The 24489-nt window shown below is 70.5% G+C and carries 24 protein-coding genes; 9 read left to right on the forward strand and 15 right to left on the reverse strand.

The features are described 5' to 3' along the window. Window positions 1-9 precede the first annotated feature (9 nt). The 10 genes from ACWH49_RS04360 to ACWH49_RS04405 all read right to left on the reverse strand — a co-directional run bounded on the left by ACWH49_RS04360 (window position 10) and on the right by ACWH49_RS04405 (window position 12156). Window positions 10-2124: a pyrroloquinoline quinone-dependent dehydrogenase gene (locus ACWH49_RS04360; RefSeq protein ID WP_448170343.1), complete on the reverse strand. Its 2115-nt coding sequence runs from the start codon at window positions 2122-2124 to the stop codon at window positions 10-12. A 3-nt stretch (window positions 2125-2127) separates the two neighbouring features. Beyond that, window positions 2128-3129, reverse strand: a complete 1002-nt coding sequence (locus tag ACWH49_RS04365; RefSeq protein WP_448170344.1) for an XdhC family protein — start codon at window positions 3127-3129, stop codon at window positions 2128-2130. Between the two features lie 23 nt (window positions 3130-3152). Beyond that, window positions 3153-3734 carry a CoxG family protein gene (locus ACWH49_RS04370; RefSeq protein WP_448170345.1) on the reverse strand — a complete coding sequence of 194 codons (582 nt, stop codon included), beginning with the start codon at window positions 3732-3734 and terminating at the stop codon, window positions 3153-3155. A 10-nt stretch (window positions 3735-3744) separates the two neighbouring features. Beyond that, window positions 3745-4935 carry a vWA domain-containing protein gene (locus ACWH49_RS04375; RefSeq protein ID WP_448170346.1) on the reverse strand — a complete coding sequence of 397 codons (1191 nt, stop codon included), beginning with the start codon at window positions 4933-4935 and terminating at the stop codon, window positions 3745-3747. Window positions 4936-5029: 94 nt separating this feature from the next. Next, complete coding sequence (locus tag ACWH49_RS04380; protein WP_448170347.1) at window positions 5030-5959, reverse strand: AAA family ATPase; 930 nt, start codon at window positions 5957-5959, stop codon at window positions 5030-5032. 10 nt (window positions 5960-5969) lie between these two features. Then, window positions 5970-6764 (reverse strand): FAD binding domain-containing protein, encoded by a 795-nt coding sequence (locus ACWH49_RS04385; protein ID WP_448170348.1) that lies wholly within the window; start codon window positions 6762-6764, stop codon window positions 5970-5972. A gap of 26 nt (window positions 6765-6790) precedes the next feature. Then, entirely contained in the window at window positions 6791-9157 is a 2367-nt protein-coding gene (locus ACWH49_RS04390; RefSeq protein WP_448170349.1) for a xanthine dehydrogenase family protein molybdopterin-binding subunit, read from the reverse strand. 10 nt (window positions 9158-9167) lie between these two features. After that, the gene (locus ACWH49_RS04395; protein ID WP_448170350.1) at window positions 9168-9650 is read right to left on the reverse strand and encodes a (2Fe-2S)-binding protein; all 483 of its coding nucleotides are present in this window, start codon (window positions 9648-9650) and stop codon (window positions 9168-9170) included. Window positions 9651-9771: 121 nt separating this feature from the next. Continuing rightward, complete coding sequence (locus tag ACWH49_RS04400) at window positions 9772-10869, reverse strand: GGDEF domain-containing protein (protein ID WP_448174303.1); 1098 nt, start codon at window positions 10867-10869, stop codon at window positions 9772-9774. Window positions 10870-10995: 126 nt separating this feature from the next. Then, window positions 10996-12156 (reverse strand): SUMF1/EgtB/PvdO family nonheme iron enzyme, encoded by a 1161-nt coding sequence (locus ACWH49_RS04405; RefSeq protein WP_448170351.1) that lies wholly within the window; start codon window positions 12154-12156, stop codon window positions 10996-10998. A gap of 239 nt (window positions 12157-12395) precedes the next feature. Between ACWH49_RS04405 and dinB the strand changes: the two genes are divergently transcribed. The 7 genes from dinB (at window position 12396) to ACWH49_RS04440 (ending at window position 18709) form a co-directional block, all read left to right on the forward strand. After that, window positions 12396-13622, forward strand: coding sequence for a DNA polymerase IV (gene dinB, locus ACWH49_RS04410; protein ID WP_448170352.1), 1227 nt, complete (start codon window positions 12396-12398; stop codon window positions 13620-13622). 77 nt (window positions 13623-13699) lie between these two features. Next, entirely contained in the window at window positions 13700-14596 is an 897-nt protein-coding gene (locus tag ACWH49_RS04415) for a DUF3034 family protein (protein WP_448170353.1), read from the forward strand. Window positions 14597-14606: 10 nt separating this feature from the next. After that, window positions 14607-15038, forward strand: a complete 432-nt coding sequence (locus tag ACWH49_RS04420) for a group I truncated hemoglobin (protein WP_448170354.1) — start codon at window positions 14607-14609, stop codon at window positions 15036-15038. Window positions 15039-15077: 39 nt separating this feature from the next. Beyond that, complete coding sequence (locus tag ACWH49_RS04425) at window positions 15078-15995, forward strand: LysR substrate-binding domain-containing protein (RefSeq protein ID WP_448170355.1); 918 nt, start codon at window positions 15078-15080, stop codon at window positions 15993-15995. A gap of 72 nt (window positions 15996-16067) precedes the next feature. Then, window positions 16068-17219, forward strand: a complete 1152-nt coding sequence (locus ACWH49_RS04430) for an alpha-hydroxy acid oxidase (RefSeq protein WP_448170356.1) — start codon at window positions 16068-16070, stop codon at window positions 17217-17219. 16 nt (window positions 17220-17235) lie between these two features. Continuing rightward, entirely contained in the window at window positions 17236-18399 is a 1164-nt protein-coding gene (locus ACWH49_RS04435) for an MFS transporter (RefSeq protein WP_448170357.1), read from the forward strand. Window positions 18400-18442: 43 nt separating this feature from the next. Then, window positions 18443-18709 carry a hypothetical protein gene (locus ACWH49_RS04440; protein ID WP_448170358.1) on the forward strand — a complete coding sequence of 89 codons (267 nt, stop codon included), beginning with the start codon at window positions 18443-18445 and terminating at the stop codon, window positions 18707-18709. Here the strand turns inward: ACWH49_RS04440 and ypfJ are convergent, their stop codons facing one another. Further along, window positions 18710-19597 (reverse strand): KPN_02809 family neutral zinc metallopeptidase, encoded by an 888-nt coding sequence (gene ypfJ / locus ACWH49_RS04445; protein WP_448170359.1) that lies wholly within the window; start codon window positions 19595-19597, stop codon window positions 18710-18712. It lies immediately after the preceding gene. A gap of 141 nt (window positions 19598-19738) precedes the next feature. Continuing rightward, window positions 19739-20308 (reverse strand): dCTP deaminase, encoded by a 570-nt coding sequence (dcd, locus tag ACWH49_RS04450; RefSeq protein WP_056464825.1) that lies wholly within the window; start codon window positions 20306-20308, stop codon window positions 19739-19741. Between the two features lie 135 nt (window positions 20309-20443). Between dcd and ACWH49_RS04455 the strand changes: the two genes are divergently transcribed. Then, window positions 20444-20971, forward strand: coding sequence for an Mpo1 family 2-hydroxy fatty acid dioxygenase (locus ACWH49_RS04455; protein ID WP_448170360.1), 528 nt, complete (start codon window positions 20444-20446; stop codon window positions 20969-20971). Window positions 20972-20985: 14 nt separating this feature from the next. Here the strand turns inward: ACWH49_RS04455 and mobB are convergent, their stop codons facing one another. After that, the gene (gene mobB, locus ACWH49_RS04460) at window positions 20986-21504 is read right to left on the reverse strand and encodes a molybdopterin-guanine dinucleotide biosynthesis protein B (RefSeq protein ID WP_448170361.1); all 519 of its coding nucleotides are present in this window, start codon (window positions 21502-21504) and stop codon (window positions 20986-20988) included. Between the two features lie 82 nt (window positions 21505-21586). On the opposite strand from mobB, the gene ACWH49_RS04465 reads away from it, so the two are divergent. Beyond that, window positions 21587-22648 carry a DUF6352 family protein gene (locus tag ACWH49_RS04465; protein WP_448170362.1) on the forward strand — a complete coding sequence of 354 codons (1062 nt, stop codon included), beginning with the start codon at window positions 21587-21589 and terminating at the stop codon, window positions 22646-22648. Between the two features lie 22 nt (window positions 22649-22670). Here the strand turns inward: ACWH49_RS04465 and ACWH49_RS04470 are convergent, their stop codons facing one another. Together ACWH49_RS04470 and ACWH49_RS04475 are read right to left on the reverse strand one after the other, a co-directional pair. Continuing rightward, window positions 22671-23237, reverse strand: a complete 567-nt coding sequence (locus ACWH49_RS04470; RefSeq protein ID WP_448170363.1) for a superoxide dismutase family protein — start codon at window positions 23235-23237, stop codon at window positions 22671-22673. 94 nt (window positions 23238-23331) lie between these two features. Beyond that, entirely contained in the window at window positions 23332-24438 is a 1107-nt protein-coding gene (locus tag ACWH49_RS04475; RefSeq protein ID WP_448170364.1) for a substrate-binding domain-containing protein, read from the reverse strand. Window positions 24439-24489 lie beyond the last annotated feature (51 nt).

A 24489-nucleotide genomic window follows, 5' to 3' on the forward strand; every position in this document is an offset into this window, starting at 1 on the left:
GCGCCCGACTCATGCCGCAGAAGGCAAACCGCGACGGCGCCGACGCCCGCGCCACCAGGCCACGGCCATCGCGATGACCAGCAACATCGCGACGACTGCCGCGGCGAGCGTCACCTTGAAGCGCACGCCGGGCTGGTCGATCGTGCGGTCCCACCAGCCGCGCGGCGCCTCGCCCGGCGCAGGCAGCGCGAACGCGACGATCGCGTCGCCGGTCGCCACGCCCGCCTCGCCATGGCCGCCGGCGGCAACGACGACGAACTGGCGCCCCTGCCAGACGTAGGTCATCGGCGTGGCCATCGCCGCCGCCGGCAGGCCGCCGTGCCAGAGCAGGGCACCGGTCGCCGCGTCGAACGCGCGCAGATAGCGGTCCATCGCGGCGCCGATGAACACGAGGCCGCCGGCCGTCGCGACCGGCCCGCCGAAGTTGGGCGTGCCGGTGTTCAGGGCCAAGCCGAGCGGCACGATGTCCTCGGTGGTGCCGAGCCGCTGCTCCCAGAGAATCCTGTGGCTGCGCAGGTCGAGCGCGGCCAGCGTGCCCCACGGCGCCGGGTTGCACGGGGTGCCGAGCGACGACACCAGCACCTCCCGCTTCATCCCGAACGGCGTGCCGTGCTGCGGGCTGACCTCCCTGTCCGGGTTCGCGGCCTTCACCTCGTCGAAGCGCTCGCGCGGGATCAGCGTGATCACGTGCGCCGCGCGGCTGGTGTTCACGTAGACCACGCCGGCCGGGTCGACCGCGACGCCGCCCCAGTTGACGCCGCCGCCGGTGAACGGGTAGACGATCGTGCCCTGCGTCGAGGGCGGGGTGTACAGGCCCTCGTTGCGCAGCGCGGCGATGCGCTCGCGGCACTGGTCGCGGCTGAACCAGGTGAGGCCGAACGCATCGTCGGCGCGCAGTGCGAGCGGCACCAGCGGAGGCAGGTCGACCGGGAACGTCTGCGTCGGCGACAGCACCTCGCCGGGCGCACCGCCCTGCGGCACCGGGCGTTCCTCGACCGGGTAGACCGGCCGGCCGGTGTCGCGGTCGAGCACGAAGACCAGGCCCTGCTTGGTCGCCTGGATGACCACGTCGCGCGGCGCACCGTCGATCGGCAGCGTCGACAGAGTGGGCTGCGCGGCCAGGTCGTAGTCCCACACGTCGTGCTTGACGACCTGGAACGCCCACGCGAGCCCGCCGTCGGCCACGCGGAGCGCCACCACCGAATCGGCGTGGCCGTTGTTGCCGGGGCGCATGCCGCCGTAGAAATCCGGGCTGGGGCTCGAGGTCGGCAGGAAGACCAACCCGCGCCGTTCGTCGATCGACATCGGTGCCCAGACGTTGGCCGCCCCGGTGCCGTCCGCGGCCGACGCAGCCCCGGCGGGCGGAACCCCGGCCGGCACATCGGGCGCCATCGGGTCCCATGACCAGCGCAGCGCTCCGCTGCGGGCGTCGAACGCGCGCACGCGGCCGGACGGCGCCGCGGCGCGCCCGTTGTCGTTGATCGCCGAGCCGACCACGACGACGCCGCCGTTGCCCACGGTCGCGACCACCGGTGCCGACGTGATCTGGAACTCGCCCGCCCAACGCAGCGGGCCGGGGTCGATCCGCACCGTGCCGGCGCCGCCGAAGTCGCGGCACGGGCGGCCGTCGCGCGCGTCGAGCGCGATCACGCGGGCGTCGACGGTGCCGGTGAAGATGCGGGTCGCGCAGGCCTGCCCCGGCACGGCAGCCGGGTCGCGCCACTGCGCGACGCCGCGGCAGTTGTAGCGGTTGGCGGGACGGCGGTCGGTCGCGACCGCCGGGTCATGACGCCAGACCTCGTGGCCGTCACTCGGGTCCAGCGCGATCACTTCGTTGAATGCGCTGCACAGCACGAGCTTGTCGTCGACCAGGATCGGCGTGGTCTCGAACTTGATGCGCTTCATCAGCGCCGGGTCGCGGCGCTGCATGTCGCCGGTGCGGTACAGCCACTGACGGCGCAGGCCGTCGACGTTGGCCGGCGTGATTGCCGCCGCGCTGCTGTAGCGCGTGCCGCCCGCGTCGCCGCCGTAGTGCGGCCAGTCCGGCGCCGGCTGCGCGGCGTCGCTCGCCGCGGCAACCAGGCCGGGCAGCAGCAGCAGCGCGACGCCCCGCGGCGTGCGCATCGCTCAGGACGCCGACGTCGCCGGCCGCGGGGCCGGCACGGCCGAGCCTTCCTTCTTCTGCTTCAGCAGCACGCCGTTCTTGACCGCGACGATCTCGGCGACGATCGACACGGCGATCTCGGCCGGGGTCTTCGAGCCGATGTCCAGGCCGATCGGGCCATGCAGGCGGTCGATCTCGGCCGGCGTCAGGTCGAACAGTTCCAGGCGCTCGCGGCGCTTCTCGGTGTTGCCGCGCGAGCCGAGCGCGCCGATGTAGAACGCCGGGCTCTTCAGCGCCTCGAGCAGCACCAGGTCGTCGAGCTTCGGGTCGTGGGTGACGGCGACCACCGCGCTGTGCGGGTCGAGCTGCAGCTCGAGCACCAGGTCGTCGGGCATCGCCTTGCTGAAGGTCGTGCCGGGCACGTCCCAGCTGAGGTTGTATTCCTCGCGCGGATCGCAGCAGATCACTTCGAAGTCGAGCATCACCGCCAGCTGCGCGACCGCGCGCGAGAGCTGCCCGGCGCCGATGATCAGCAGCCGCCAGCGCGGGCCGAACAGCGCGACGAGCTGCTGGCCGTCGAACGCGAACGTATCGCCGCGCGAGGCCGGCTCGACGACGACCGCGCCGGTGGCGAGCGACATGCGGCGCGCGACGAGCTCGTGCCGCGCGGTGCGTGCGAGGATGTCATCGATCCACGCGGCACTCTGCAGCGGCTCCTGCACCAGCCGCAGGTTGCCGCCGCACGGCAGGCCGAAGCGGGCGGCCTCTTCCTTGGTCACGCCGTAGGCGATCAGCGACGGCGTCGCGACCCGCTCGCCGTGGCGCAGCCGGTCGATCAGGTCGTCCTCGACGCAGCCGCCGGAGACCGAGCCGGCCACCTGTCCATCGTCGCGCAGGCACAGCAGCGCGCCGGGCGGGCGCGGCGCCGAGCCCCAGGTCTCGATCACCGTGACCAGCCAGACCTTGTGGCCGGCGTTGAACCAGTCGCGCGCTTGCGCGAGCACCTGCAGGTCGAGAGAGTCCATCGCGGCACCCCTTTCGTACGTGATTACTTGCGGATCAGGAAATAGACGATCGCGAGCACGACGACGCCGCCGATCAGCCACCACAGCTTGGCGATGCTGCCGTCGGACTCGGGCGCGGCCACCGGCACCGGCAACGCCTCGGCACCCGCGGCCGGAGCCGCGCTCGCCTGCAGATGCGCCTCGAAGGCCTTGAAGAAGTCCTCGGTGATCTTGCCGGCGGTGGCGTCGATAAGGCGCGAACCGATCTGCGCCATCTTGCCGCCGACGGTCGCCCGCGCGGTGTACTTGAGCAGCGTCTGCTCGGGGCCCTGCGCGGTCAGCGCGACGTCGGCCGAGCCCTTGCCGAAGCCGGCCACGCCGCCCTGCCCGTCGAAGTTGATCGTGTAGCCGTTCGGCGCATCGATGTTGGTCATCGCGATGTTGCCCTTGAAGCGGGCGCTGACCGGGCCGACCTTGAGCGCGACCACCGCGGTCATCTTGTCCTCCGCGGTGCGCTCGAGCGTCTCGCAGCCGGCGATGCAGGCCTTCAGCACCTCCGGGTCGTTGAGCGCGGCCCAGGTCTTGTCGACCGAGGCGGGGATGGTTCGTTCGCCGTTGAGTTCCATGGTGTCTCGGTTATGCCAGAAGTGAAGAGGGGGCGACGGCCGGTGCCCGCAAGGCCCTGCCCAGGTCGGCCAGGCTGGCCAGATTGTGGACCGGCAGGAACCGGTCCACGTTCGGCAGCAGCGCGCGCACGCCGGCGGCGCGCGGCTCGAAGCCGTCGAAGCGCAGCAGCGGGTTGAGCCAGACGATCTGGTGCGCCATGCGGCGCAGCTGCGCGGCGGCGCGGGCCAGGTCGCCGTGCTCGTCGCGGTCCAGCCCGTCGGTCATCAGCAGCACCGCGGCGTTGGCGCCGAGCAGGCGCCGCGCCCAGACGCGGTTGAACTCGTCCAGGCAGGTCGCGATGCGGGTCCCGCCCTTCCAGTCGTGCACCTGGCGGTCGGCCTCGATCAGCGCGACGTCCGGGTCGCGGTGCTTCAGGCTGCGGGTGATGTTGGTCAGGCGGGTGCCGAAGGTCAGCGTGTGGACCTTCAGGTAGCGCCGCGTCAAGCCGTGCACGTAATGCAGCAGCAGGCGGGCGTAGCGCTCCATCGAGCCGGAGATGTCGAGAAGCACGACCAGCACCGGCGTCTCGCGGCGCGGCCGGGTATAGGCCGGCAGCAGCGCATGCGGCTGGCGCGCCATGCCGAGCAGCGTCGCGCGCAGGTCGAGCGCGCCGCCGGCGAGCCGGCTGGTCGCGCGCTCGTGGCGGCGGCGGCGGATCGGCTGCACCGGCAGCGGCAACTGCTCGGCGAGCTTCTTCGCCAGCTCGAACTCGGCCGCGCTCATGCTCTCGAAATCGGCTTGTTGCAGGCGCTCGCGGTCCGAGAACGTGAACGTGGTGTCGAAGGTCAGCTCCTCCTGCGCGGTGTTGTTCGCAGGGTTGGGCGGTTCCTTCGGCTTCGGTGCGGCGAGCGCCTCGGCCAGGCGGTTCGCGCGCGGCTGCACCGGCTTCTCGCCGCGGCCGCTGATCTTGGGCAGCAGCAGGTACATCAGTTGTTCGAGCAGCTTCGGGTCGCGCCAGAACGCGTCGAACGCGGCGTCGAACAGCGTCTGCTGCTCGTGGCGGTCGATCATCACGGCGCTGAGCGCCGCGTGCACGTCATCGCGCCGGTCGAGCCCGACCTGCTCGATGGCGGTCATCGCGGCCAGCACGCGATCCGGGCCGATCGGCATGCCGGCCGTGCGCAGGATGCGGGCGAAGTGGACGATGTTCTCGGCGATCATGGGTTGGTGTTGGGTGAACGCTTCTTTCTGATCACCAAGGACACCAAGGGTGCCTTGGTGTCCGTTGTGCTCAGGAAATAGCCTTCGAGGTCAGCTACTCGTCCAGAAGCGCCCGCGCCCGCAATTCATCCAGCAGCTTCGCCGTGTCGCCGCTCTGCAGCTTGACGATGTCGTCCTGGTACTTCAGGAGCACGCCGAGCGTGTCGTGAACGGTGGCGGGGTCGAGGCGGATCGCGTTCAGCGCGACCAGTGCGTTGGTCCAGTCGATCGTCTCGGCCACGCCCGGCGCCTTGAACAGGTCGAGCTTGCGCATGCGCTGCACGAACTCGACGACCTGGCGGTAGAGCCGGTCGGCCGCGCCCGGCGCCTTGAGACGGACAATCTCGAGCTCGCGCTCTACCGTCGGGAAATCGACCCAGTGGTACAGGCAGCGCCGCTTCAGCGCGTCGTGGATCTCGCGGGTGCGGTTGCTGGTGATGATCGTGATCGGCGGCGCATCGGCCTTGACGGTGCCGAACTCGGGGATGGTGATCTGGTTCTCGGCCAGCACCTCGAGCAGGAAGGCGTCGAAGGGTTCGTCCGCTCGGTCGAGTTCGTCGATCAGCAGCACCGGCGAGCGCGGCTGCGTCAGCGCCTGCAGCAGCGGGCGCTCGATCAGCATCTGGCGCGAATACAGGCTGTGGGTCAGGCGTTCGCGGTCGGCGTCGTCATGGAGCGCGTGGGTCGCCTCGGCGATCCGGATCTCGACCATCTGGCGCGCGATGTTCCACTCGTACGCCGTCTGGGCGATGTCCAGGCCCTCGTAGCACTGGACGCGCAGCAACGCAGTGTTGAGCGCCGCCGCCAGCGTCTTCGCGAGCTCGGTCTTGCCGACGCCCGGCTCGCCTTCGAGGAACAGCGGGCGCTTGAGCTTCAGGCCGAGGAACAGCGCGGTCGCGAGCCGCCGGTCACAGACGTAGTTCTCCGTGGCCAGCAGCGCGATGACCGCATCGACCGAATCCGGCAGCGTCAGCGCCGTCGTCATGCAGGGCGCGTCATCGAGCCAGCGCCGCCGCCACCGCCCGGGACGCCATCACGCTGATCATCGCGGCGCGGTACTCGGCGCTGCCGTGCATGTCGCTGTTGATGTCGGTGGTCGGCATCTTCACGGCCTTGGCGGCCTCGGGCGTGAAGCTCTTCGCGAGCGCCGTCTCGATCTCCGTCGCGCGGAACGCATGGCCCTTCGCGCCGGTCACGCCGACGCGCACGCCGCCCGCGGTCTGAGCGACGAACACGCCGACCAGCGCGAAGCGCGACGCCGGCTGCCGGTACTTCACGTAGGCGGCCTTCTGCGCCGGCGGAAAGCTCACCGCGGTGATCATCTCGCCGGGCTGCAGCGCGGTCTCGTACAGGCCGGTGAAGAACGAATCGGCCGGGATGGTGCGCTGGTTGGTGTGGATCGTGGCGTTCAGCGCCATCACGCCGGCCGGGTAGCAGGCCGCCGGGTCGGCGTTGGCGATCGAGCCTCCGATGGTGCCCATGTTGCGCACCATCGGGTCGCCGATGCCGCCGGCGAGCTCGGCCAGGGCCGGGCACGCCTTCCTGACATCGGCATTCGACGCGACCGACGCGTGCGTGGCCATTGCGCCGATCACGAGGTTGGCGCCGTCCATCCTGATCGTCTTCAGATCCGGGATCGCGCCCAGGTCGACCAGGGTCTCGCTCTGCGACAGCCGCAGCTTCATCGCCTGGATCAGGCTCTGGCCGCCGGCGAGGTAGCGCGCGTCGCTGCCGAGCGCGGCCTTGGCGTCGTTCAGGCTGGCCGGGCGCTTGTAGTCGAATGCATACATGTGAGTGGTCTCCGTTTTCTGTGCGGTCAGGCGACGTTGTTGGCGGCGCGCCAGACGCGCTCCACTGTGGCCGGCATCGCGATCTCGCGCACGCCGAGCGCGTCGGTCAGCGCGTTGATGTAGGCCGGTGGCGAACCGATCGCGCCGGCCTCGCCGCAGCCCTTCACGCCCAGCGGGTTGTGGGTGCACGGCGTGACGGTGTTGCTCAGCTTGACGCCGGGGATGTCGCTGGCGCGCGGCATCGCGTAGTCCATGTACGAGCCGGTCAGCAGCTGGCCCGACTCGTTGTCGTACGCGCAGCCTTCCATCATCGCCTGCCCCAGGCCCTGCGCCACGCCGCCCTGCACCTGGCCGGCGACGATCATCGGATTGACGAGGTTGCCGAAGTCGTCGACCGCGACGAACTGCTCGATCTGCACCTTGCCGGTCTCGGGGTCGACCTCGACTTCGCAGATGTAGGTGCCCGACGGGTAGGTGAAGTTGGTCGGGTCGTAGAACGCGTTCTCGTTCAGGCCCGGCTCGAGCTTGTCGAGCGGGTAGTTGTGCGGCACGTAGGCGGTGAGCGACACGCTGCCGAACGGCACCGACTTGTCGGTACCCGCCACCTTGAACACGCCGTTCTCGAACTCGATGTCGGTGTCGGCCGCCTCGAGCAGGTGGGCGGCGATCTTCTTGCCCTTGGCGATGATCTTGTCGACCGCCTTGACGATCGCCGTGCCACCGACGCTCAGCGAGCGGCTGCCGTAGGTGCCCATGCCGAACGGCACGCGGCCGGTGTCGCCGTGGACGATCTCGACGTTCTCGACCGGAATGCCGAGCTTGGCCGCGACGACCTGCGCGAACGTGGTCTCGTGGCCCTGGCCGTGGCTGTGCGAGCCGGTGAACACCGTGACCGTACCGGTCGGGTGCACGCGCACCTCGCCGGCCTCGAACAGGCCGGCGCGCGCCCCGAGCGCGCCGGCGATGTTGGACGGCGCCAGGCCGCAAGCCTCGATGTAGCAGCTGTAGCCGAGGCCGCGCTTCTTGCCCTTGGCCTCGGACGCGGCCTTGCGCGCCGGGTAACCCGCCACATCGGCCATCTCGATCGCCTTGGCCAGGTGCGCTTCATAGTCGCCGGTGTCGTAGGTCAGGCCCACCGGCGTGGCATACGGGAACTCGGTGATGAAGTTCTGGCGCCGGATCGCGGCCGGGTCCATCTGCATGTCGCGCGCCGCCTGCTCGACGATGCGCTCGACGACATAGGTGGCCTCGGGACGGCCCGCGCCCCGGTAGGCGTCGACCGGCGCGGTGTTGGTGAACACCGCCTTCACTTCGGCATAGATGGCAGGCGTCTTGTACTGGCCGGCGAGCAGCGTCGCGTACAGGATGGTCGGCACGCTCGACGCGAAGGTCGACAGGTAGGCGCCCATGTTCGCGATCGTCTTCACCCGCAGCGCGAGGAACATGCCCTTCGCGTCCATCGCCAGCTCGACCTTGGTGACGTGGTCGCGGCCGTGCGCGTCGGTCAGGAAGGCCTCGCTTCGGTCGGACGTCCACTTGATCGGCCGGCCGACATGCTTGCTGGCCCAGACCAGCGCGGTCTCCTCGGCGTACAGGAAGATCTTCGAGCCGAAGCCGCCGCCCACGTCGGGCGCGATCACCCGCACCTTCGATTCGGGCAGGCCGAGAACGAAGGCGCACATCAGCAGCCGCTCGACGTGCGGGTTCTGGTTCGCGACGTACAGCGTGTAGCTCTCGTCGTGCTTGGTGTAGCTCGCGTTCGCGGCACGCGGCTCCATCGCGTTCGGGATCAGCCGGTTGTTGACGATGTCCAGCGTGCTGACATGCGCGGCCGTCGCGAACGCGGCGTCGACCGCCTCCTTGCTGCCGTGGCCCCAGTCGTAGCAGACGTTGTTCGGCACGTCGTCGTGCACCGAACCGGCATGGCCCTCGGCCTTGGTGATGTCGATGACGGCGGGCAGTTCCTCGTAGTCGACCTCGATCAGCTCGCAGGCGTCCTTCGCCTGCAGCAGCGTCTCGGCGACGACCATCGCGACCTGGTCGCCGACATGGCGCACCTTGCCCTGCGCCAGCACCGGGTGCGGCGGCTCCTTCATCGGCGCGCCGTCCTTGCTGTGGATCAGCCAGCCGCACGGCAGGCCGCCGACCTTGGCGTCGGCCAGGTCCTGGCCGGTGAAGATGCGCACCACGCCGGGCGCCTTCTTGGCGGCGTCGAGGTTGATCGACTTGATGCGCGCGTGCGCGTGCGGCGAGCGCAGGAACGCGGCGTAGGTCTGGCCGTGCATCACGACGTCGTCGGTGTACTGGCCGGCGCCGGTCAGGAAGCGCGCGTCCTCGCGGCGCTTCACCGATTGGCCGATGGGGCTCATGGGGGGAACGGACATGTCGGTCATGGTGTTCTCCTCAGGCGGCCAGGCTGGCTTTGGCGCCAGACTGGCAGAACTGGATCGACTTGACGATGTTCTGGTAGCCGGTGCAGCGGCAGATGTTGCCGTCCAGGCCCTCGCGGATCTCGGCCTCGGTGGCCTTGGGGTTGTCGGCCAGCAGTTGCACCGCGGACATCACCATGCCCGGCGTGCAGAAGCCGCATTGCAGCCCGTGGCACTCGCGGAAGGCCTCCTGCATCGGGTGCATTGTTCCGTTCTGGGCCAATCCCTCGATCGTCGTGATCGTCGCGCCCTGGGCCTGCGCCGCCAGCATCGAGCAGGACTTGACCGCCCGGCCGTTCATGTGCACGGTGCAAGCGCCGCACTGGGCGGTGTCGCAGCCGACGTGCGTGCCGGTCAGTTGCAGGTTCTCGCGGAGCAGCTGCACCAGCAGGGTTCGCGGGTCGACGTCGACGTTGACGGCCTGGCCGTTGACGGTCAATGAAATGGGAACGCTCACGGTGAGTCTCCTGTGGGGGATCGCGGGGGAATGCTTCACGCTCGAAGGGCGCTTGAGGCATTGTTCGAGCACACCGCCCCGACGCACAGCGCGGGGTTTCCCTAGGACTCGGCAGGTGGCTCTACGCGGCAGCGACCGCCACGCGGTTGCGGCCCAGCGTCTTGGCGGCGTACATCGCCTGGTCCGCCTTGTCGATCAGCACCTCGAGCCGCAGCGCGGCCGCCTCGGCGCGCGCCAGGCCGATGCTGGCGGTGAACGTGACCGGCGGCCCGCCTTCGACCGGCAGGCTCGCCTGGCGGATCGCCCGCAGGATGCGCTGCGCGACCAGCACGGCGCGCGTTTCGTCCGGCTCGCACAGCAGCACGACGAACTCCTCGCCGCCCCAGCGGCAACACAAGTCCCAGCGGCGCAACTGCCTGCGGATGACCTCACCCAGCTGCACCAGCACCGCGTCGCCGACCGCGTGACCGTGCCGGTCGTTGATCTGCTTGAAGTGATCCGCATCGATGAACAGCACCGAGATGCCGGGCCGGCGGCCGGCGCACTGGGCGATGCGGTCGAGCGCCTCGGTCATGAAGGTGCGGCGGTTCAGCACGCCGGTGAGCGGGTCGCGCGTGGCCATCTCGACCAGGCGATCCCGCAGGGCCTCCTTGGTCAGGTAGTCCGAATGAATCATGCAGTGCGCCGCCAGCGCCAGCACGGTCGTCGGCCAGACCAGCACGGCGTACTGCGGGTGCGGGAACCCGGGGTTCGCCAGCAGCACCGCCAGCAGTTGCGGCACCGCGGCGCCGATCACGTGCAGAAGCACCACCCACCCGAACGGAAAGCCCGGCCACAGCAGGAAGCCGCACATCTGCACGAACACGAAGGCGCCGACGCCGAACGTGAATCCCTGGTTCAGGCGGGCGCAGATCAGGTAGTACACCGCGATCGACAGGGTCACGCAGACCGAGATGAGTCTCACCCGCGTGGGCACCGGCAGCCGAGGCGTGCCGATCGTCGCGCCGCACGCCGCCGCGAGCGGACCCAAGGCGAGCCGGTGCCACAGCACGTCGGGGGCGCCAACCGGGTCGAGCGTCAAATCCCAGGCCCACATGCACGCCAGGTACGGCGCCATGGCCCAGAACATCAGCTTGCTGTACGCGAGGTGCTCAGCGAATTTGCGTTCGGTGAACTCGGGCGAGGGCCGGAACAGGTGAGAGAAGCGCGCGGAGCCCATGGACACGAGAAGACCGGAAGTGAGACGGGCGCGCCGGAACTGGATGGCGCCCGCGGCTGAACCTGCTTTCGGCAGCGTATGTCAGGGCTCAAGCCGCGAAGGCAGTGAACGGCGAGCGCTAACGCGTCAAACCGCACAACTGCGGAAGCCGCAGAAGCCCTCGTCGTGCGTCGGCAACGCCGCGTCGCGCGCGTGCTCGTGCCGCAGGCGCCCGCGGGTGGCGAACGACGCGCCGCGAAGCACCCGCGCGACGCCGACGAGCGCCGTGTCGTCGTCCTGTCCGGGCGACGTGCCGGCGTGTCCCGGGTAGGGGCGCAAGGTGCCGGCGGTCCACTCGCGCACCTCGCCCCAGCGGAAGCCGCGGCTCGCGCCCTGAACGGCAGCCGCTTCCCACTCGGCCTCGCCCGGCAGCCGGCGGCCGGCCCAGCGGCACCAGGCGTCGGCCTCGAACCAGCTCACGTGAAGGGCCGGCTGCGCGAGCGGCACCCGCACCAGCTTGCCGAAGCGCTGTTGCAGCACGCCCTGGCGCATCTGGTCGACGAAGCGCGGTGTGCGACGCCCTTGCGCCTGCACCCACGCCCAGCCAGGATCGCTCCAGAATTGGCGATCGTCGTAGCCACCGTCCTCGACGAACTCGCCGTACTGGGCCCAGGTGGTCGCCTGCGCGTCGATCTCGAACTCCGCCAGCGCCACCTCGTGCGCCCAATGCTCGCGATCGGGCACGAAGCCGCCCGGCGCGCTGCCGAGCCGCCAGCGGGTCGCCGGGAACAGCAGCGGCGGGCGCACCGGCCGGGTCGTCAACGGCGCGCGCAGACCGGTGTCGAACCCGAGCATCTGCGACAGCACGGCGAAGCGCTCGACACACGCGTCCTCGCGCAGCAGCGCAAGGCGGTAGAAGTAGAGCGCGTCGTCGTCCTCCGCGGCGTGCTCGAGCAGCTCGAGCGTCATCTCCAGGCTGTCCACCAGGTACTGGCGGATCGTCTGCAGATCGGGCAGCGGCGCCACGGCGCCGGTCTCGAACATGGCATCGGCGCCGGGCAAAATCGACGCAAGACGCGGCCGCGTCGCATCGCCGCGCGGGCCGCGCTGGCGCTGCACGTTGCGGGCCAACCAGAACTCCTGGAACCAGCCGAGGCGCCCCAGCTCCTGCAGCAGCGGTGCAGCGCCGCACGCCGCGCCCTCGAACGCCGCCGCCCACCGCAGGCTGTGGTTGCGAGCGTCCATCAGCGCAAGCGAGAGCAGCTCCCGCCCGGCGCGCCGCATGTGCGCCGTGTCCACGTCCGCCATCTCCACACCCTGCACTTGCGACTCCCGCCTGACGACGCGGACGATTGTGGCAGCGCCGGCTTCCACACGGCGAAGACCCGCGCTCAGTCAGGCATCGGCGCCAGCTCGGGTATGCGGGACCAGCGACGTTCGTCGCCCCGGACGCCATCGGCATTGCGAACAATTGGCGCCCGGCGTGCGGAGGGCGTGATACTGTATACAACCACAGTGTCATACCGTCCCTCCCCGCCCGCCACGTCATGCCGCCGCAGCGCTTGATCGCCCACCTCGACATGGACGCGTTCTATGCGTCGGTCGAACTGCTGCGCTACCCGGATCTGCGCGGCCGGCCGGTCGTGATCGGCGGCGGGCGGCGGCATCAGCCGGTGCTGCGGGCCGACGGCAGCCGCGAGTACGCGCTGTTGCGCGACTACACCGGCCGCGGCGTCATCACCACCAGCACCTACGAGGCGCGCGCGCTCGGCGTGTTCTCTGCGATGGGCACGATGAAGGCGGCCAAGCTGGCGCCGGATGCGGTGCTGCTGCCGGTCGACTTCGACCAGTACCGGCACTACTCGCGCCTGTTCAAGGCCGCGGTGCGGGCCATCGCACCGGTCGTCGAGGACCGCGGCATCGACGAGATCTACATCGACCTGACCGACCTGCCCGGCGCGCAGCGCGACGCCGGCCGCGCGGTCGCGCAGCAGTTGAAGGACGCGGTGGCCGACGCCACCGGTGGCCTGACCTGCTCGATCGGGGTGACGCCGAACAAGCTGCTGTCCAAGCTCGCCTCCGAACTGGACAAGCCGAACGGCCTGACCCTGCTCGCCGAGGCCGACATCCCCATCCGCATCTGGCCGCTCGCCGCGCGCAAGGTCAACGGCATCGGGCCGAAGGCGAGCGAGAAGCTCGCCGCGCTCGGGCTGCACACCGTCGGCGACATCGCCGCCGCCGAGCCGGCCTGGCTGGTCGAGCACTTCGGCAACAGCTACGGTGCGTGGCTGCACGCCGCATCGCACGGGCGCGACGAGCGACCGGTCGTCACGTTCAGCGAACCCAAGTCGATCAGCCGCGAAACCACGTTCGAGCGCGACCTGCACGCGGTGCGCGATCGCGCCGTGCTCGGCGAGATCTTCACCGACCTGTGCGTGAAGCTCGCCGGCGACCTGGCGCGCAAGGGCTACGCAAGCCGCACGATCGGCGTCAAGCTGCGCTTCGACGATTTCAGGATCGTCACCCGCGACCTGAGCCTGCCCGCGCACACGATGGACGCGAAGACGATCCGCCGCGCCGCCGGCGAATGCCTGAAGCGGGTCGACCTGAGCCGCCGGCTGCGGCTGCTCGGCGTGCGCGCCGGCGCGCTGGCCACGCTGACCGACCTGGTCGCGCCGCTGCACACCGGCGACTCGGCCGCGAGCGTGTTCACGGCGCGCGAACCCGGCGCCGGCCTCGGCCTGCCGCTGTTCGACGCGCCGCCGCCGGCGTGACAACGGCTGCTGTTTGACCACCAAACGCCGCGCATTACGCCCGATCAAGAGCGACAGGTTTGTCTATCGTGACGGGCATGCAGTCACGATCAACCTCCCCGCGCGTCGTCGCGCTCGCTTTTTCGTTGATGGTCGCCACAGCGGCCCAGTCGCAAACCTTCCCCCCCGGCGATGGCCGCGGCAAATTGCTGCTGACCGGCGGGGTCTCGAGCATCGACGGCGCGGCCGGCGGGGGTCTCACGCCGTGGGCCGTGATCGGCAGCTACGCCACGAGCGGCGAGACCGGCGCCACCGCATTCGTCACCCGCGCCAAGACCCAGGATTACGGGTTGACAACGTACGGCGCCGCCTTCGGCTTCAGGGACCGGGTCGAGCTCTCGCTCGCGCGCCAGGCGTTCGATGCGGGCGTCGTCGTCCCCGACACCACCCTGAGGGTCGACATCGTCGGCGTCAAGATCAAGCTGGCCGGTGAGGCGGTGCTCGACAGCGACACCTGGATGCCGCAGATCGCGGTGGGCGCGGAGTTCAAGCGTCTGAACCCGGGCGACGCGGTCGGCGGCGTGCTCGACTCGGTCGGCGCGAAACGCGACGGGGTCGACCTGTACCTCAGCGCGACCAAGCTGTTCCTCGCGCAGGGGATTCTCGTCAACGGCACCTTGCGTGCGACGAAGGCGAACCAGAACGGTCTGCTCGGCTTCGGCGCGACCGACCGACGTGGCTACCGCTTCAAACCCGAGATCTCGGTCGCCTACCTGCTGCACAGGACGCTGGCGGTCGGTGCCGAGGTCCGCGCCAAGCCGGACAACCTCGGCTTCGCCGGTGCCGCGTTCCGTGAACACGCGTGGAAGGATGTGTTCGTCGCGTGGGCGCCGAGCAAGCACCTCTCGATCACCGCTGCGTATGTGGACCTCGGCAACATCGTCGGCCACGAACGCCAGACCGGCGGCTACCTGTCCGTCCAACTCGCGTACTGACGCTTCTCCGATGAACGCCTTCAAGCTCACCCTCCTCGTCGCCGTGCTGGCCGCCGGCTCGGCTTTCGCGCAGCCCCAGCTCGACGACACGCTGTACCGCCAACTCGGCGGCCAGTCCGGCCTCGTCAAGCTGACCGACGACTTCATGCAGCGGCTGCTCGCCGACCCGCGCATGAACCCGTTCTTCAGGGACACCGACCAGAAGGAATTCAAGGCGCAGCTCGCCGCCCAGTTCTGCGAGGTCTCGGGTGGGCCGTGCCAGCGCAAGGGCAAGGACATGAAGACGGTGCACGACGGGCAGGACATCACCAAGAGCAACTTCAACGCGCTGGTCGAGGTGCTGCAGCAGAGCATGGACGCGCAGGGCATACCGTTCACCGCGCAGAACCGCCTGCTCGCGAAGCTGGCGCCGATGCACCGCGAGATCATCAACAAGCACTGAAGCGGCGGCCACCGCGCAGGCCGCGGCTATGATCCCGCGATGCCCCCGCCCGCCCTGCGCCTGCCGTCGATCGACGGGCTGCGCGCGTTCGAGACGGCGGCGCGGCTGGGCAGCTTCGAGCGTGCCGCCGACGCGCTGAACATCACCGCGAGCGCAGTCGCCAAACGCGTCGCCACCGTCGAGGACCTGCTCGGCACCGCACTGTTCACGCGCGGCCCCAAGGCGCTTGCGCTGACGGCGAGCGGCAAGGAATACCTGACGCAGGTGAGCGCCGCGCTGGCGATGCTGGCCGCCGTACCGCTGCACCAGCGCAGCGTGCAGCGCACCACGCGCCTGCGCGTGACCGCGACGCCGACCTTCGCGCGGCAAATCCTGGTGCCGAACCTGGAAGCCTTCACGCGCGCCCACCCCGACGTCGAGCTCGAGGTGCTGCTGTCGATCCCCTACCTCGACGCCGGCAACTCGGACGCCGATGTCGAGGTGCGCCACGGCGACGCCGCGGCCGGCGGCGGCACGCCGCTGATGGACGACGTGGTGCTGCCGATGGCCGCGCCCGCGCTGCTCGCCCGCCTGCCCGCGTTGCACGCGCCCTCCGACCTGGCCGGCGCGCCGCTGTTACGCACGCCGCTCGAGCCCTGGGCGCCCTGGTTCGCCGCGGCCGGGCTCGACTGGGCCGAACCGACCCACGGCCCGAAGCTGGTCGACCTGGGCCTGACGCTCGAAGCGGCCGTCAGCGCGCAGGGCGTCGCGCTGGCGCGGCCGAGCCTGGCGCGGACGTGGCTCGCGAGCGGGGCGCTGGTCGCGCTGCCGTTCGGCGTGCTGGCGCGGCCGGCCACACAGTACTACGTGATGCCGCATGCGCCGGGCGGGGCGGCCGCGCTGTTCGCGCAGTGGCTGGGCCGGGCCTGCGCGCAGGTCGCAACCGACGCACTGGCGCTGGTTTCCGGCCCGCGCTGAAAATCTTTCCGGCCGCTGCGCGGCGTGCGCCGCTAGCATCGCCGGCGAAACAGCACCCGGAGACAAACGACCATGCCCGTGATCACCAACATCGAAGACCTGCGCGTGCTGGCCGAGAAGCGCGTGCCGCGCATGTTCTACGACTACGCCGATTCGGGCTCGTGGACCGAGAGCACCTACCGCGCCAACGAGAGCGACTTCCAGAAGATCAAGCTGCGCCAGCGCGTCGCGGTGAACATGGAAGGCCGCTCGATCCGCACCACGATGGCCGGGGTCGACACGGCGATGCCGGTCGCGATCGCACCGACCGGCCTGACCGGCATGCAGCACGCCGACGGCGAGATGCTGGGCGCGATCGCCGCGAAGAAGTTCGGCATCCCGTTCACCCTCAGCACGATGAGCATCTGCTCGATCGAGGACATCGCCCAGGCCACGCGCGCGCCGTTCTGGTTCCAGCTCTACTGGATGCGCGACCGCGACTTCATGGACCGGCTGATGGACCGCGCGAAAGCCGCCAACGTCAGCGCGCTGATGCTGACGCTCGACCTGCAGGTGCTCGGCCAGCGTCACAAGGACCTGAAGAACGGCCTGACCGCGCCGCCGAAGCCGACGCTCGCGAACATCCTGAACCTGATGACCAAGCCGCGCTGGTGCCTGGGCATGGCGGGGACGAAGCGCCACGGCTTCGGCAACCTGATCGGCCACGCCAAGGGCGTCAGCGACATGAGCTCGCTCAGCACCTGGACGCGCGAGCAGTTCGACCCCAAGCTCGACTGGAACGACGTCGAGTGGATCAAGAAGCGCTGGGGCGGCAAGCTGATCCTGAAGGGCATCATGGACGAGGAAGACGCGCGCCTGGCCGTCGCGAGCGGCGCCGACGCGATGGTGGTCTCCAACCACGGCGGCCGCCAGCTCGACGGCGCGCCGTCGTCGATCGAGGCGCTGCCGGCGATCAAGGCGGCGGTCGGCAACGGGATCGAGGTCTGGATGGACGGCGGCATCCGCTCGGGGCAGGACGTGCTGAAGGCCGTCGCGCTCGGTGCGCAGGGCACGCTGATCGGCCGCTCGTTCCTCTACGGTCTGGGCGCGATGGGCGAGGCCGGCGTGACCAAGGCGCTCGAGATCATCGCCAAGGAACTCGACGTGACGATGGCCTTCTGCGGCCACACCGACATCCGCAACGTCGACCGCCGCATCCTGCTGCCGGGCACCGCCCCGGGCTGACCTCTCCGACCTGAACTTGCCGACACCGTTGCGCCGATCGGGACTGCCGCTGCCGCTGGCGTGGCGGGTCTACGCCGCCTTCTTCCTCTACGCATTCGCGATCGGCGGCATCTTCCCGCGCCTGCCGGAGATCCAGCGCGGCCTCGGGGTCGCGGAAGGCGCGTTCGGGCTGGCGTTGATCGGCACCGCCTGCGGCACGATGGTGTCGCTGACCTTCGCCGGCCCGTGGCTCGAACGCCTCGGCCACCGGCGCGCGCTGCTCGGCCTGAGCGCCCTGCTGCCGGTGTTCTATGCCATCGCGGCCCACGCCCGGACCCCGACGGCCTTCTTCCTGCTGCTCGTGCCCGCCGGGCTGTGCATCGGCGCGATCGAGGTCGTCGTCAACCTCGAGGCCGACCGGGTCGAGCACCAGACCGGCCGGCGCTTCATGAACCGGGCGCATGCCTTCTGGAGCGTCGGCTTCTTCGTCGCCGGCCTGCTCGGCGCGGCGCTGTCGCAGGTGGGGGTCTCGCCACAGTGGCACCTGGCGCTCGTCGTCCCGCTCGAGGTCGCCGGGCTGGCGCTCTTGCTCGGCCGCTTCGACGCGGCCCCGCACCGCGCCGCCACCAGCGGCGCGCCGGCCGCCCGCTTCGCCCGGCCGACGGGCGGCGTGATGCTGCTGGTCGCGATGGCGCTGTCGGCGATGGTGCTGGAAGGCGCAGGCGCGGACTGGTCGGCGATCTACATGCGCGACGTCTTCGGCGCCCCACCGTTCCTGGCCGGCGCCGCGGTGGCGACCGGCGCGGCGGCGCAGGCGATCACGCGCTTCTTCGCCGACGGCTTCGTCGAGAAGCATCAACCGGTGGTCGTCGCGCGCGTGCTGCTCGGTGTGCTGGGGGGCGGCACGCTGCTGGTGTTCGCGGCGCCAGCCGCATGGGCGGCGCTGCTGGGCTTCGCGCTGATGGGGGTCGGCACGAGCGCGATCTTCCCGCTCGCGATGTCGGCCGCGGCACAGCGCACCGACCGTGCGCCGGCGACCAACGTCGCGGCGCTGGCACAGATCTCGTTCGTCGCGTTCCTGCTCGGGCCGCCACTGCTCGGCTACGTGGCGCAGGCCTTCGGCATCCGCTGGGCGTTCGGCGTGGGGCTGCCGCTGGTCGGGCTGAGCCTGGTCGCGGCGGGTGCGTTGCGGCGCCGATAGGGATACATTGAAGCGGCGGTGAGGGAATCCGGCAGAGGCTTCGATGACGCTGCAGCAGTATCAGGAACTCAAGCTCTGGCACCAGCGCCAGGGACGCCGTCACCCGGTCGAGAAAGCGCTGTGGGACGCCGTGCTGACCATCTGGCTGATGGGCTGGATCGGCGCCCCCACCGCCTTCCTGCTGCACTCAGGCTGGGCCGAAGGGGCCTGCCTCAGCGTACTGTTCCTGCCCGGGCTGTATGTGGCCGTGCGGCGCTGGCTGCACAACAAGCGCCGCCTGCGCTGCGACTGGATGGTCGCGCTCCGCTAGTCAGAGCTGCCGCGCCTCGAACGTGTTGCACTGATCGGGCGTGCCCGATTCGAAGCCGCGCTTGAACCAGCCGACCCGCTGCGCGCTGGTGCCGTGGGTGAAGCTCTCCGGCACGACCTGGCCGCGCGACTTGCGCTGCAGCGTGTCGTCGCCGATCTGCGAGGCGGCGTTCAGCGCCGTCTCGATGTCACCTTGCTCGAGCCGCCAGCCCTGTTCGGACTGCGAGCGCTTGGCCCAGACGCCGGCGAAGCAGTCGGCCTGCAGTTCGAGGCGCACGCTCATCGCGTTCGCCTGCGCCTCGCTGCCGCGCTGACGCGCGGCATCGACCTTGTCGCTGATGCCGAGCACGTTCTGCACGTGGTGGCCGACCTCGTGCGCGATCACGTAGGCCTGCGCGAACTGGCCGGGCGCGCCCAGCCGCTTGGACATCACCTGGAAGAAGCTCGTGTCGAGGTAGACCTTGCCGTCGGCCGGGCAGTAGAACGGGCCCATCGCCGCCTGGCCCTGGCCGCACCCGGTGCGCTCGCTCTCGGTGTACAGACGCAGCTTCGGCGGCTGGTAGGTCTTGCCGGCCTCGCGGAACACGTCGGTCCAGACGACTTCGGTGCTGCGCAGCACCTGCGAGACGAACTTGGCTTCCGGGTCGCCGGCCGGCGGCCGCGCGGCCGGCGCCTGCGGCGCCATCTGCACCGACTGGCCGCCACCGCCCGAGAACATGCCCAGCAGCGTCAGCGGGTTGATGCCGAAGATCCAGCCGGCGATCAGCGCGACGACGATCGTGCCGATGCCGATCCCGCCGCCGCCGAACCGGAAGCCGCCACCGCCTCCGCCACCCGATCCGCGCGCGTCCTCGACATTCGAGCTCTCTTCCTGGCCGTCCATTCTCATCGTCTTCTCCTTGTGCGCAGGCCGCGGGTCGAGCTGCCCGCGTGCGGTGGCGAAGGGATGGTAGCGCGCGAGTCCGACACGGCGGTGTCGGAATACAGGCCGCGCGGCCGTCGCTCGGGCGGCCGTGCGACGAAGGTCACATCACGTCTTCGGCAGGGTCACGCCGCGCTGGCCCTGGTACTTGCCGCCGCGGTCCTTGTAGCTCGTCTCGCAGACCTCGTCGCTCTCGAAGAACAGCACCTGGGCGCAGCCCTCCCCGGCGTAGATCTTGGCCGGCAGCGGCGTGGTGTTGCTGAACTCCAGCGTCACGTAGCCCTCCCACTCGGGCTCGAACGGCGTGACGTTGACGATGATCCCGCAGCGCGCGTAGGTACTCTTGCCCAGGCAGATCGTCAGCACGTTGCGCGGGATGCGGAAGTACTCCATCGTGCGCGCCAGCGCGAAGCTGTTGGGCGGAATCACGCAGACATCGGCATGGATGTCGACGAAGCTCTTCTCGTCGAAGTTCTTCGGGTCGACCACGGTGCTGTAGATGTTCGTGAACACCTTGAATTCGGGTGCGCAGCGGATGTCGTACCCGTAGCTGCTGGTGCCGTAGCTGACGATCTTGCGGCCCTCGGCGTCGGCGCGGATCTGCCCGGGCTCGAACGGCTCGATCATCCCGGTCGTCTCGGCCATGCGCCGGATCCACTTGTCGCTCTTGATGCTCATGCGTGCCTCTGCGGAAGATGCACGGATTGTAGGGAGCCCGACCCCGTGGGCCGCGCCGGTATGGGGCGTCAAGTGGCATGCAGCCGGCGATTCACCTACCATTGACAAATTGGAAAGGCCCTTTGGAGACCCCTGATGCGTGCTGCCACCGACCTGCTCAGCGGGTACGCCCAATACCACCGCGACCAGCGCAACATCCTCAGTCATTTCATCGGCGTGCCGCTGATCGTGTTCGCGATCGGCGCGTTGCTGGCGCGGCCGGCCTTCGGCGTCGCCGGCCTGACGCTGAGCCCGGCCTGGATCGTCTTCGCCGCGACCACCGCCTGGTACCTGACCCGCGGCAACCTCGCGCTCGGGATCGCGGTCAGCACCTGCGTCGGCGCGCTGCTGCTCGCCGCCCACCAGGTGGCCGACGGCAGCACCGCGAGCTGGCTGGCCTGGGGCGTGGGCAGTTTCGTGATCGGCTGGGTGATCCAGTTCATCGGCCACTGGTACGAGGGGCGCAAGCCCGCGTTCGTCGACGACCTGGTCGGCCTGCTGGTCGGCCCGATGTTCGTCACGGCCGAGGCGATGTTCATGCTCGGCTGGAACAAGCCGCTGCTGGCGGAAATCGAGCGCCGCGCCGGGCCGACCGTCGTGCGCGACATGGCGAAGATCGCCTGAGCGTCCGCCGCGGCTCAGCGCGCGTAGGCGAAGCGCGCGCCGCTCTCCAGCAGGAACGCCGTCACCGCGTCCGCATCGTTCAGGTCGAGCACGGGCAACGGCGACGCCACCGGCAATTGCGCCGCGCTGTCGGTGCAGATCGCGACGATGTGCGGATCGTTCGGGTACTGCGCCGGTTGCCCGGTCGAGGCGCGCCAGATCTCGATCTTCGGCAGCGCGGCGCGCTTGAAGCCCTCGACCAGCACCCAGTCGCACGGCCCCAGTTCGGCAATCAGGTCGTGCACGCCCGGATCGGCGGGTGTCTCGAACTCGCGGATCTTCGCCAGCCGCCGGTCCGAGGCGATCACCACCTCGAACGCGCCGGCCCGGCGGTGCCGCCACGAATCCTTGCCCTCGTGGTCGATGTCGAACGCGTGGTGCGCGTGCTTGACGACCGACACGCGCTGGCCGGCCAGGCGCAGGTGCGCGATCAGCTGCTCGACCAGCGTGGTCTTGCCGGAGCCGGAGAAGCCGCAGAAGCCGATCACGTTCATCGTGGCGGTTGCTCGGAAAGTGCCGCGCGGATTGCGCGCCGGGAGTGTATGCGGGCGGCGATGCCCCGGATAATCGCGCCCCATGCAAGACTTCTGGCCCACGAGCGGCCACCCCCACCTGGAGCCCACGCCGCGCGGCTGGCTGCGTCCGACCGACGCGTGGCTGCGAACGCTGCTGGCGCTGCCCGAACTCGCGCTGGTCGAGGAGTCGTGCGCTGCCGAGATCGCACTGCATGACGCGCTGGTCGAGGCACCGTCGCGGCCGGTCGACCCGGCCGCGCTGGGCGCCGTGCGCGACGCCGATGCCCGCGCGAACTACGCGATGTTCATCGCCTTCCGCGACGCGCTGCTCGCCGCCGGCACGCTCGAGGCCTGGTATCTGGCACTGATGCGCAGCGGCCGCGTCACGGTCCCGCCGGTGTTCGTCGACCGGATCGTGCAGGCGATCGTGCGGCACCTGCTCGATGCGAGCGGCGACGCGTTCGAGGCGCGGGCGGCCGAGATGCTGTTCCGCCCGCAGCGGATCACGCTGACCGAGGGCCGCCTGCTTGCCGCCGACCTCGCGACCATCGACCTGCTGAACGAGACCGCCGGCTTCGGCGACCTGGGGCGCCTGCTGGTGCAGGGCCACGCGCCGCTGGCGACGCTGCAGATGAAGGTGCTGACCACCGACAACGCCGCCGAGTACTGGCCGCGCAGCGAGCGCCACGAGATGGTGCTGGACCTGACGCACGAAGTCGCCAGCGACGTCGGCCACGGCCTCACCTTCACGCTGGCGCGCGCCCACTCGGGGCTGAAGGCGCTGGCCGGCGTGCTGGAGCGCTGGGTCGCGCATCTGCTCGGGGTGCAGGTCGCGATCACGCCGCTGCAGAAGATCGCCGACGAGGCCTGGCGCTGGCACGTCGGCCTCGATGTCGACTCGATGGCGCTGCTGAACGACCTCTACGAGGACCGGTCGGTCGACGCCGAACGCAGCGCGCGGCTGATCAGCCTGTTCCGCCTCGTCTTCGCCGACCCGGCGGAAATGCGCGCCGACGTGGCCGGCAAGCCGGTCTACCTGGGTCTGGCGATGACGGCCGAGAGCACGCTGAGGCTCAAGCCGCAGAACCTGCTGCTGAACCTGCCGCTCGCCGCGTCGATGTAGCGACGCCGGTGCGGCAGCCGGTTCAGCTCGCCGCGGCGGTCGCGGCAATCACGCCGCAGGCGATCCGGCCGCCGGAGTTTCCGGTCGGCTGGGTCTTGTAGTCGTCCGGCATCGCGTGCACGACGACCGCCTTGCCGATCACGCCGTCGGTCGGATCGGTCAGCGACACGCCTTCGACCGTAAAGGTCGCCTCGGCATGGCCCATCGCGTCGGCCTTCAGCGACGGCATGTCGCCGCCGTGGTGCGGCATGCCCTGCGGGCCGTGCGGCTGCGCGGTCGGGTTGAAGTGGCCGCCGGCGCTCATCGCGTCCGGCGCGGAGCAATCGCCCTTCTCGTGGATGTGGAAGCCGTGTTCCTGGCCCGGCTTGAGGCCGGTCACGCGCGCCACCACGCGCAGGCCGCTGCCCTGCGGGCTGAACAGGATCGTGCCACCGACCTGGCTGCCGCCCTTGGCCTGCAGCGGGGCGGTCGCGCCGGGCGCACTGGACGGGCCCGGCATCGACGAGCAGGCGGCGAGCGCGGTGATCAGCGCGGTGGCAGGTACGGCGAGCCGGGCGGCGCGGCGACGGGCAGGAATCTTCGGGTTCATGTCATCTCCGTTGGTTTCGGGCAGCGCGGAGTGTCGCGTGTTTCGTCCGATGCCCTGGTAGGAGGATTCCCCCTTCGTCCACGGGGTCAGCCGTCTAGGCCGCGGCGCGGGGTCGCTTCGGCTTGCGGTAGTTCCACCACGGCAGCACCTGCCTGAGCGCCAGCACCTCGCCGCAGCGCTCGGCGGCGTGACCGGGAATGGCGTCCAGGGCGTCGCGCCACTCGGGCGACTGGAGTGCCGCCAGCAGGCTGCGCACGTGCGGATGCGCCAGGTGCGCGGCCAGCGTGACGAGGAAATACTGCTCCTGCGCCAGCGGCACGAACGCCAGCCCCTTGGCCTGCGCGGTGGGCACGGTGCCGAAGGCCGCATCGGCGCGGCCGCTGGCGACCGCCTCCGCGGCGGCCAGGTGCGAGCGCTCGCCGGGGTCGAACCCGACCACGTCGCCGGGCGACAGGCCGGCTGCCGCCAGCAGCTCCTCCAGCACGACGCGCGTCCCGCTGCCGCGCGGTCCGTTCGCGAAGCGCAGCCCCGGCCGCACGAGGTCGTGCACCGACGCCAGCGCCAACGGGTTGCCCGCCGCGACGATCAGCCCCTGCTGCCGCCGCGCGAAGCCGATCAGCTTGTGGCGGCCGGGCTTCAGGCTGCCGCGGTAGGTGCGCGCGGTCGGCGAGCGCCGGGTCGACGCGGTCAGCGCATGGAAGCCGGCGAGCAGGCAACGCCCGTCGTTCAGCGCGGCAAGCGCATCCACGCTGCCGGTGAACTCGATGTCCAGGTGCAACTGCGGCCCGACCCGGTCGCGCAGGCGTGGCAGCGCCTCGTCGAAGCTCGCGAACAGCGTGACGACACCGGCGCTGTCGTCGAATGCGAGTGCGAACGCGCGTTCGAGCTCGCTGCGCAGCGCCTCGATCTGCGGCGCCAGCCGCGCGAGCGCCCGCCGCTCCGACCACAGCAGCTTCTCGCCGAACGGCGCCAGTGCTGCCCGCTGGCCCTTGACCCAGAGCACCAGCGGCTGGCCGAGTTCGCTCTCCCAGCGCTTCAGCTCGCCCCAGACGTGGCGGTACGACAGCCCGAGCTCGCGCGCCGCGGCCGAGATCGAGCCGCTGGCGTGCAGCGCCGCGAGCATCGCGATCAGCGGGTGGTGAAGAGTGCGGTCGGCGGCGCGCTCCGGCGCGAGCGTGTACGCCAGCTGGACCTTATGCATCGTGGTTCATATCGCGTCGCGCGGTGTGCGCCATGGACAATCCGCGAAGTA

Source organism: Rhizobacter fulvus (assembly GCF_964020785.1).